The following is a 10,513-nucleotide window of genomic DNA, read 5'->3' as shown; positions in this document are numbered from 1 at the left end:
AAGATTTAGTTACGCCAAGACTTTAATTCTTGATTACACTTCTTTTCTTTGGGATCTTCTCATCTTGATAATCAGCCGAAGCTTCATATCTTTAACTATTATTCGAATTTTAAAGAGCTTCCAAAACAGTCAAAGTAACCTTGTACAGCAGTGTTTCGCTGTTTGGTTATTCGCTTTGTTTGGGACAAGACGGATACTACGCATTCCCTACAAAAAGGTCAACCCTTTTTTTCACTTTATTTCTTTTTTTTTCACTTTTTTTTTCTTTGAAATAATTTTTATTTTCAACAACTTACTAACTATTAATTGGAGGTAATGGACAATATTAGTCTGAATTAAAAAAGGCCGCGAAAGCGGCCTCTGGTTTACGTAATTTTAAGACTTTAGCGGAAAACCGTTATTTTCCAAGGTTTCGACGATTTTATTAGAACACTCTGTAATAAATTCACCACTGAGTGTTTTTTCAGTGTCTATAAAGGTTGATCTGAGGGTTACGGCCTTTTTATTCGCTTCTGGCTCGAATATATCTACTATTTTTGTACTTTGAAGCTCTTTAATTTTAACTTTCTTTAAAGAATCAAGAATTGTTTTAACAGCAGTGTTCCCTTCAGTGATAACTGTGCAGTCAAATGTTGATGATGGGAACTTCTCAAGCGGTTTATACTTAACTTTATCTTTCATAGGTCTCCCTTCTACTTGAGAGAGATCAACGACTGCTATAGAAAGGTGTCCTTTAATCTTATATTGCTTAAGTACTAGCGGATGAACACTAGTAAGAACACCGTGCATTTTTCCCATTATTCGAATATTTAAAAATTCAAATGGGTGAATACCTTTCCACTCTTCGCTAATAAGAGCATTTTTAAACTTAGGGTGTTTTTCAGCTAGATCAAAAGGAATATTTACTGAATTAAGTAGCCTTGAAGTTGTATTAACGAGGTCCATGAAAGGAGTCTTTTCTTTACTATATATAGCAATGAGAAGTTCACTTCTTTCTTTAGCAAAACTCTTAGAGTCTTTATGATAACTTCTTCCTAGTTCGAAGAAAGAGAAATTATCCATATTCTTCGCATTAGTAGCAGCTATAGCAAGAGCATTAGGAACAATAGAGTCTCTCATGACAGCATGGTCTTTAGAGATAGAGTTTAAAAGATTAAGCTCAGAGCGTGTAGGCCACAAACACTTCTCCATTAGCTTTTCACCAATAAGAGGATACGAGTTAACTTCAAAAGAGTTACCGTTATACACCATGAAGTCTCTTATATTTCTATGTAATGTCTGAGCACTTGTTAAACGTACAGGCTCGATTGTTAACTTTGGAGAGCTTGGTGAAATATTATCATAACCAATAATTCTTCCGACTTCTTCAAAGAGATCGGCTTCACAGTCGATATCCTTAGTTGCTCTATAGCTAGGGATCGTTACTTCTAAGTTATCTCCCATTTGATTAATTTTAAAATCAAGCGCTTTAAAAATTGAGAGTATTCTTTGTTCGCTTATATCTAAACCAAGAACGCTAGTAATTCTCTTAACAGAAGTATTAAGAACTAGTGGCTTTATAGAGTTTAAGTCAATGCCATCATATTCTGCTTTACCAATAACCTTGGCCTCAGGGCAAAGTTGTAGTACAAGCTCAAGCGTTCTTAGTAATGTTCTTTCACAAAGCTGCGTATCAAGTGTTTTTTCATAACGCTGAGAAGAGTCAGTTCTTAAACCAAGTCTAGTGGAAGTAGAGCGAACACTTGCGGCCTTCCAGTTAGCAACTTCGATGAAAATATTTTTAGTACTTTCATTTACACCACTATTTAGACCACCCATTATTCCTGCAAGGACAAGAGGTTTATCACTATCGCATATAACAGTGTCACTAGCGATAAGATCTCTTTCAATTTCATCTAAAGTTGTGAACTTTTCAGTTGTTCCTAATTCTTTGATTGTTATTTTATTATTGCTTATCAAATCTCTATCAAAAATATGAAGAGGAATACCAAGCTCAAGCATGACGTAGTTTGAAATATCCACAATATTGTTAATTGGTCTAAGTCCAACTGCAGTAAGTCTTGTTTTAAGCCATTTTGGAGATTCACCAACAGTCACACCATCTAAACTTAAGCCAAAGTATCCAAGGCATGAGCTAGGACCCTCAAGAACAGGTTTAATAGGAGAAGGCCCATCAGTGAATTTCTTTTTTAGATTACTTGCCCATTCATCGCTAAACGGATTACGAAGTTCCTTTTCAAAGACGGCCCCAAATTCTCTAGCAAGACCATAGTGACCCCAAAGGTCAGGTCTATGAGTAAGGGATTTATTATCAACGTCTAAGAGAATATCTTGCGTTTCATTATAGTACTCAAGCATAGTCTGCCCAATAGGAGCATCACTTGGTAACTCGACAATACCTGCAGATTCTTGAGCAAACCCTAGCTCTTCTTCAGAGCAGAGCATTCCTTCAGAAAGAATTCCACGAATTTTTTTAGGCTCTAAAGTTAGTCCATTAGGCAGAGTAATACCAAGAGGAGCATAGGCAGTTTTAAGACCTACTTTAACATTGCCAGCACCACATACAACTTGCTTACTCTCTTTCCCCCCAAAATCAAATGTAACGAGGTTTAATTTATCTGCTTCGGGGTGACTTTCTATACTTGTGATCTGTGCCACTCTAATTTTTGTAAGATGATCTCCAACAGTAAGAACATCTTCGACTTCGGCCGTACCAAGAGTAAACTTAATACCAATTTCCTTAGGAGTAAGCTCACTTGGTAGATCGACAAATTCTTTAATCCAATCAATACTGATTAACATATATATATTTCCTTTAATTAAAACGTTCTAAATTGAGTATTAAATCTTAAATCACCACTTTGTAGGTGTCTTATATCGTCTATTCCGTACTTCATCATAACGAGGCGATCAAGACCTAATCCAAAGGCAAAACCATTATATTTCTCAGGATCAATCCCTCCGGCCTTTAAAACATTCGGGTGAACCATCCCACAAGGTAGTAATTCAACCCATCCAACTTGCTTACAGACAGAGCAACCTTTAGCGTTACAAATTAAGCACTTAATATCTAGCTCAAATCCAGGCTCTACAAATGGAAAGAATCCAGGACGTAGACGAACTTCAACTTCTTTTTTAAAGATTTCTTTTAAGATTGTTTTCATGAAGTAGATCAAGTGACTTACAGAAATATCCTCACCAACCATCATCCCCTCAAGCTGATTAAAAACCATCTCATGAGAAGCATCAGTTCTTTCACATCTAAAAACAGTTCCAGGTGCAATAAATTTAAAAGGTGGCTTACGAGACTGCATACCACGTACTTGTATTGTAGATGTGTGGGTTCTTAGAAGGTGCTTTTTTTGCTCAGATTCTTCGTGCGGATTATGAAACCAGAAAGTATCTTGCATATCGCGGGCCGGATGGTCTCCCGGTATATTTAAAGCTTCAAAATTATGAAACTCATCTTCGATATGTGGACCGTCTAAAATATCAAACCCCATGGAGAGGAAGATATCTTCGATCTCTCTTTGAATTAACGTTCTAGGATGAAATCCACCAGAGTGTGTATTCGTATTTTTAACATCATCTGTAAGTGTAATATCGATACGATTATTGGCCAATTTTTCGTTGATCTCAGCGAGTTCAAGATCACTTAGTTTACTAACCACATCCTTAGTCATTTGATCCTTAATAGCATTGGCCTTAGGACCGATCTCTTTTCTCTGCTCAACAGTTGCGTCTTTGAGAGACTTAAGAACGTCAGAAACAAGTCCCTTCTTTCCTAGGTATTCAGACTTTAAGTTGAGGACATCTGGTTGTGTTGAAAGAGTTTCAATCTTTGTTTTGAACTCAGTATATAACGCATCTAATTTATTAATCATTTGACAACTTCCTTAAGTGACAGATCTAACGTATTTTAACGTCGCATTTTGTCATATGAGGATGAAATTTTCAAGACGAAGTGGGCAAATAAAAAAGCGGGAGTTGACTCTCCCGCTGGACTAACGAATTTTGACGGCACAAGGGCCGAAGCCAGTTACCAGTTACAATATCTCTTACCAGATTTCTGGTGGCCTAAATATCTATGACACAAGATTGTAATTCCATAGCAACTGAAAAATTATGAATGTAGTTCTTAATAAGACTATGGTCCCAATGAACCTCCATTAAAGGTTTAAGAAAAGATCTTTACGTAAGACCAATATAGCATCGCATCAAAACCTTTCAAAGAAAAATCGCACAAATTTATTCGTGCCAGTGAGGCCCTGTAAAAAGTTTTTACGAGGGATTCTAGGAAATGCAGAGGTTTAAAGATTTTCTAAAGAAATTTAATATTAACAAAATGAATGAAAGTTAAGCAATTTGAGATAAATTTGTAAATAAATCAAACACTCTAAATAACTTTATCTAGAGTGTGATTATTATATTATTTAAATTTTAAAGAGATTTGATCGTAAAAGTCAGTGAGCTCCTTCACATTCACGGTAGCTGTTCCTTTTTTAGCGACAACAACACCAGAGCCACAATTTCCTATCCAACACGCTTCCTCGAGAGAGGCTCCCGCGAGTAAAGAAATCGCAAGTAAAGAGATTGCTGTGTCACCAGCTCCAGATACGTCAAAAACCTCATTGGCAACCGTAGGAATAACCTTAAGTTCCTTATCACCTTTAGTAAAAAGGGCCATCCCCTCACCACCGAGGGTAATTACAATTTGTGCAATCTCTAGTTCAGTAGATAGAATTTTCGCCATCTCAAAAATATCAGTGGTTTGATGACCTAACATGCTTACCATCAATTCGGCCTCAACTCTATTTGGCTTTAAGAGATCTACTCCTTTATAAAAATGAGGAGGTGTGCTCCTAGAAGGATCAACCAACACTGGAACCTTCTTCTCTTTAGCTATTTCTACTATTTTAGAAATGGTTTCTTTAGACAATGTCCCCTTACCGTAATCTTCTAGGATAATAGCTGTATGATCTTTTAGAAATTCGTCAACTCTAGAAATCAATCTTTCTTGGGTGTCTGCTGCAAGAGGTGTTTTCTTTTCATAATCAACACGACAAATTTGTTGAGAAGAAGTTGTGACTCTTTCTTTGAAAGTAGTAGGCCTTTCGCTACAACGAACAACACCCCATGTAGAGAGATTATTTTCCTCTAAAATTGCTTCCAGTGTAGCCGCATTTTGATCATCTCCAACCACTCCACATATTGTAGACTTTACATTTAAACTAGAGAGGTTATTAGAGATATTTGCAGCAAGTCCTAAAGTGGTCCACTCCTTAGTAACTTCGAGTACTGGAACAGGGGCCTCAGGTGAAATTCTTTTAACTTCACCGAATGTATATTTATCAAGTCCCAAGTCTCCAATTACGAGAATGGGATTTAAAGAATCAAATTTTGCGACTATTTTATCAAAGTTACTTTTACTAATAATAGAATTCACTATTTCTCCAAATTTAATAAACTAATAAGCTCATTCATTATATCCTGAACTTCGATTTTTGACATGCATTCATAATATGGGCATGAAGCTCCTGAACATTTAAATTGCTCACCACACACAACATCAGGAATGACCAGTCGTGTTTTTGATAAATCTCTATCAAAAGGTCCCCATCTCAATGTACTTTGAACTTTGATGGGACTATAAATTCCAACAGACTTAATATTGAGAGTATTCGCTATATGTAAAGTCCCTGTACTAGGCCCAACAAATGCTGCTGCTAGGCTTAATATTCTCATATAGTGTCCTAAACCTTTAATAGATCCGTCAAAGTAATAAACTTTTCCATCTAAGTGTTTACAGGTTTTAATATGCTCTCTAATTCCCACCAAAAAACTACTATCAGTTGGTGTGTGTGAAATTATCCAATTATACTTATCAGGATATGTTCTTTCCATTTTATCGATGAGGCGACCATAATTTCGAGAAGACCAATTCAGAGTGTGTCCTGTCATGCCTGGGTGAATAAAGATATTTTCTTTTGAAGAGTCAAGACCGTTACTTGATAACTCATCTTTAAATTCAACAATCTCAGCAAGCCTCTTGTCTGTATCAACATTTATTTGAGGTCGGTAACTTGAGCGTTTACGGGCATTATAGTCAATCTGTAGACTACGCAGAAGATTGATGTTGTAATCACTTTCATGCATGGTTACGAGAGATCTCTTTTGCCTCACCGCTTTATTTAAAAAGAGAAAGCTCTGCCACCTAGACTTGAGTCCTGAGCGGATTTTAACTCTCTTTAACCAACTAAAAAATGAAATAAACTGATCTCCACCTGCAAAGATATAAATATCAGGAGTAAAATCTGTAAAGATTTGAGTTAGGGCACGAAGCTTCTTATATCTACTCGCCTTTTTATCGTAAGAGTAGACTCTATTTACTATTGGATGATTTTCAAAAAGTGGAACGCTTATGGGAGAGATGATAAAACGAATATCTGCATCGGGATACTTCTCTCTTAAGCGTGCAGCTATGGGCATTGTTAAAATTGTATCACCAATAGCATCAGTTCTATTTATGAGAATCTTCACAGATTAATACCGATTTCCTTGGCCTTACTGCGAATACCACCTTCCAGCTCTTTTAAAACTTCGGCCTGATTCATTTCACTTGTATCAACTAAAATAGCATCGCTTGCTTTTTTCAATGGTGCTACTTCTCGATTCATGTCACTAGCATCACGCTTTTTAACATCTGCCATTACCTGGTCAAGAGACATTTCATTATCTCCTCCCTCAATGAGCTGGTCTAAACGTCTTTGAGATCTAACTTCAACGGAGGCCGTAACAAAGAATTTACAAAAAGCATCAGGAAAGACAACTGTTCCAATATCTCGTCCTTCCATTACGCAAACAACTTTAGAGGCCAGCTCCCTTTGAAAGTTTAAAAGATAACTACGAACTTCAGGTATTTGTGAAATGATAGACGCCAGTTTAGAGACACTATGCTCACGAATTTTAGTCGTTAAGTTCTCACCATCAACGCATATTAGGCATTCACTAGATTTTCCATACTCTAGTTTAATAGTTTTTAAGAAGTTTTCCATGGAAGGGCCAGAGGTCATTGCAATACTTCTTTGCTCACACATATAGGCCAATGAACGAAACATTGCGCCCGTGTCTATATAAAGAACTCCAAGGGATTGGGCCAATTCTTTCGCTATTGTTGATTTTCCACTGCCACTAGGTCCATCAATGGCTATGACTTTTGATAAAGACATTTGTATATACTTCCTTGAAATTGAAAATTTATGACGTAATGGGTGAATAATTTACCAAATTTGTCGAATCAATCCTAGACGCTATGTGAGGTATTAGAGTGATTTATTTGAATTACGCAGAAAGTTATTTGCTAAGCGAGCACCAAAGCGTGGTGTTTCAAGAAATTGAAAGACTTCATCCAATTCATTATATTGAGTATAGAGATAGCCATTATTTGGAAATTTAATAACAAGTGTGTTCTTTAACTCTGCATTTATTCGTTTATTAAGTTTAATGAAGTTTTTAGAGATCAATGAATAGTGTCTTCTTACTTTGTCCAGGTAGAGGTTTCTTACACCAACTGGAAGCTTTAAGCGCAATCTTCTAAAAACGCCACCAGGTCCCATATTATAGGCAACTGTTGCAAGTTTGTGGTTTCCTTTAAAGATACGTAATAAACGCTTTAAATAGAAAACACCCATTTCAATATTTAATTTAGGGTCACGGATTTTTTCATAGACAAGCTCTTGCGCATCCGGATGCTCTAAGAGTTTCATTAGGAACTCTCCAGTAGCTGGCATGATCTGCATTAAACCAGTAGCAGAAACAGAACTAGTGGCCTTAAAATTAAAGTGGCTCTCTGTCCACATAACACTGATGACCCAAAAAGGATCTACCTGATACTTCTCACTTAGCTCCATTGTCATTTTTAAATAGCGCCCTAAGCGATATTTCAACTTTCCCGGCACAGAAGCTAGTAAAACGGCCCTAAATTCAGCTTTAGAGTAGTTTTGGATTTCTTTTAAGTTAATATTCTTAAATGTACTTGCAGCACTGTTGAACTGGTAATAATCAAGCTCAGCGCTCTTAACTATTGATTGGGCCTTTAATAATTCCCTTTTTGGTCTAGAAGATAACTCATTACTAAAGATAAGACCCACAACCATGAAAATAGCAATAGTATTAAAATAGCGTACGGCCGCACGTGCTTCACTGGATTGAAGCAGTTTCAACATACTAGATGGAATACTGGAAAGACCCAAACGGCCTTTTAATACTAAGTTTTTCATATTTTTATGGCTTGTATCGTTTTAGAAGTAAGTCTGTCTAGGGGGCGTAGCATTATTTACCTTATTTATAATTGAACAAATGCGGTGGGCCTATAATTTTTCAGAATTTTCATTGGTAACCTATTAAAACTTCATTTAGAATATTTACTCGAATAATTAAATTGGAGTCCAGATGACACAAGATGCAAATTACAATAGATTAAAGAGCGAAAAATCGGCCTACCTACTTCAGCATAAAGACAATCCAGTACATTGGTTTGCCTACGGTCCTGAGGCCATACAAAGAGCAAAAGACGAGAACAAACCAATCTTTCTATCTGTTGGATATTCCACATGCCATTGGTGCCATGTGATGGCAGCTGAGTCATTTAGTGATCAAGAAAGTGCTGATTATTTAAATGAAAATTATATTTGTATAAAAGTAGATAAAGAAGAGTTTCCAGATATTGATAGCTACTACCAACAGGCCTGTCATCTATTTACTCAATCTGGAGGATGGCCACTTTCAGCATTTCTTCTACCAGACATGCGTCCATTCTTTGCAGGAACTTATTTTCCAAAATCATCTGACCATGGGCAGACAAGTTTTGGTGAACTTATACGAGAACTCAATAGGGCCTTCACTGAAGAACAAGAACAAGTGCAGGCCAATGCCGCAAACGTGACTGAAACAATTGAAAAAGGCCTGATCCCTAAAGATAAGGTGGAGTTTCATGGCCATTACCCACCACCGGCAGCAATTATGGATGCGGTAAAACAATTTGAAGATAGTGAGTTTGGTGGCTACGGACAAGCGCCAAAGTTTCCTCAGTTTGCATTCTACGAGTGGGCAATTGAGCAAATGCTAGAGGGAATGATTCAAAAAGAACAAGGTGAGCACATTATAAAATCACTCGAGCGTATGCTTATGGGTGGTGTTTATGATCACACAAAAGGTGGAGTCCATAGATATTCAACTGATGAGAAGTGGTTAGTTCCACATTTTGAAAAAATGATTTATGACCAAGCAGGTCTTCTTCGACTTCTATCAAAAGCATCTATCATATACCCTTCTCCATTGATCTTTGATGGTCTGATTCAAACATTAGAGTACTTAGAATCTGAAATGCTAGGTGAGAAAGCTCACTTTTTAACTGCCCAGGATGCCGATAGTGATGGAGTTGAAGGTCTTTATCATACTTTCACTATTGAAGAATTTGAAGACGCTATTAAAAATTACGATAGTGAAGAAGAAACACTTCTTGATCAAATAGATACTATTAAGGAGTGGTTTGGAATTACTAAAGAAGGAAACTTCGATAAGGGACTTAACGTTATCTCTCTTGATTATGAAAAAAGAGCTGACTTCTTTACTCAAGAAGGCTGGAACACAGTTAGAAAAGTAAAGAAAGCTCTCCTCAATGAAAGAAAGCAAAGAATACCGCCGCTAACTGATAATAAAGGTGTCGCAAGCTGGAACTTCCTCATTGTCTCTGCGTTGGTAGATGTAATGCAATACTGTCAAATTGATGTGATTAGACAGGGGGCCTCTAAATTATTCAATACGGCCCTTGAAGGTCTTTATAATAACTTTCTTATTGCTAAAGATAACGAAGGTATGAAGATAAAGCATACAACGACTCGTGAACAATCACTTCCATACTTAGAAGATTATGTATTCTTCGCTGAATGTCAGTTAAGAGTTTATGAAGTCACAGGTAATCCAGTATTTAAACAAAACTTTGCTGATACAATGACTTTTATCTTGAAAGAATTTGTAGATGGAAACAAAGTTAGAACTCGTGCTCTTAGTACCAACGATTTTGAACTATATCCAAATCAGTCGATTTCATCTATGGATCAGTCTTACAAATCAAGTGCTTCTACACTTGTAGCTCTATGTAGAAGAGCAGCTGTCCTATTTAAGGATACTGATTATCTAGACCAAATTAAAGATGTAATGGAAGACTTTACTCATGAGTCACTAAAGAACCCGCTAAGCTGTGGAGAGGCCCTAAGAGGTTTAACTTATCCAGACGCCGCTTATAGAGTTGTGAAGCTGCCGCATGCTTGGCTAGAAAACCCACAATTTATAAACTTTATGCCTTATTTTCTAAGTAGATTTGTCCTGGACTACTCTACTGAAGTTGGAGATAAGTGGGAAATTTGCACATTAACGGAGTGTGAGCTTACTGGTGAAGGTCTAGAGAAGTTTATTGAGACTCTAAGACCTTCAGCTCAAGATGAAGAATAGA

At 36.8% G+C, this 10,513-nt stretch carries 7 protein-coding genes; 1 reads left to right on the top strand and 6 read right to left on the bottom strand.

What is annotated here, in order from left to right:
- Positions 1-375: 375 nt before the first annotated feature.
- From pheT to DPQ89_RS14105, 6 genes are all read right to left on the bottom strand, one after another.
- Complete coding sequence (gene pheT, locus DPQ89_RS14130; RefSeq protein WP_127717678.1) at positions 376-2,802, bottom strand: phenylalanine--tRNA ligase subunit beta; 2,427 nt, start codon at positions 2,800-2,802, stop codon at positions 376-378.
- A gap of 17 nt (positions 2,803-2,819) precedes the next feature.
- Entirely contained in the window at positions 2,820-3,884 is a 1,065-nt protein-coding gene (gene pheS / locus DPQ89_RS14125) for a phenylalanine--tRNA ligase subunit alpha (protein WP_127717677.1), read from the bottom strand.
- A 545-nt stretch (positions 3,885-4,429) separates the two neighbouring features.
- Entirely contained in the window at positions 4,430-5,446 is a 1,017-nt protein-coding gene (gene rfaE1, locus DPQ89_RS14120) for a D-glycero-beta-D-manno-heptose-7-phosphate kinase (RefSeq protein WP_164848428.1), read from the bottom strand.
- Positions 5,446-6,540, bottom strand: coding sequence for a glycosyltransferase family 9 protein (locus tag DPQ89_RS14115; RefSeq protein WP_127717675.1), 1,095 nt, complete (start codon positions 6,538-6,540; stop codon positions 5,446-5,448). Before DPQ89_RS14115 ends, rfaE1 begins: the two co-directional genes overlap by 1 nt.
- Positions 6,537-7,229 (bottom strand): (d)CMP kinase, encoded by a 693-nt coding sequence (gene cmk / locus DPQ89_RS14110; RefSeq protein ID WP_127717674.1) that lies wholly within the window; start codon positions 7,227-7,229, stop codon positions 6,537-6,539. The genes DPQ89_RS14115 and cmk overlap by 4 nt, the downstream gene beginning before the upstream one ends.
- Before the next feature lie 93 nt (positions 7,230-7,322).
- Positions 7,323-8,279 (bottom strand): lytic transglycosylase domain-containing protein, encoded by a 957-nt coding sequence (locus DPQ89_RS14105; RefSeq protein WP_127717673.1) that lies wholly within the window; start codon positions 8,277-8,279, stop codon positions 7,323-7,325.
- A 172-nt stretch (positions 8,280-8,451) separates the two neighbouring features.
- On the opposite strand from DPQ89_RS14105, the gene DPQ89_RS14100 reads away from it, so the two are divergent.
- Positions 8,452-10,512, top strand: coding sequence for a thioredoxin domain-containing protein (locus DPQ89_RS14100; protein ID WP_127717672.1), 2,061 nt, complete (start codon positions 8,452-8,454; stop codon positions 10,510-10,512).
- The last annotated feature ends 1 nt before the right edge of the window (position 10,513 follow it).

The sequence above is a fragment of the Halobacteriovorax sp. HLS genome, from assembly GCF_004006665.1.
GTDB lineage: Bacteria > Bdellovibrionota > Bacteriovoracia > Bacteriovoracales > Bacteriovoracaceae > Halobacteriovorax.
The sequence above is the reverse complement of the archived record's forward strand: the minus strand, read 5'-3'. Positions and strand labels throughout refer to the sequence as shown.

Coding starts and splice junctions, on each gene's coding strand:
- DPQ89_RS14105 (WP_127717673.1), bottom strand. CDS start 8,279: ATGAAAAACTTAGTATTAAAAGGCCGTTTGGGTCTTTCCAGTATTCCA.
- pheS (WP_127717677.1), bottom strand. CDS start 3,884: ATGATTAATAAATTAGATGCGTTATATACTGAGTTCAAAACAAAGATT.
- cmk (WP_127717674.1), bottom strand. CDS start 7,229: ATGTCTTTATCAAAAGTCATAGCCATTGATGGACCTAGTGGCAGTGGA.
- pheT (WP_127717678.1), bottom strand. CDS start 2,802: ATGTTAATCAGTATTGATTGGATTAAAGAATTTGTCGATCTACCAAGT.
- DPQ89_RS14100 (WP_127717672.1), top strand. CDS start 8,452: ATGACACAAGATGCAAATTACAATAGATTAAAGAGCGAAAAATCGGCC.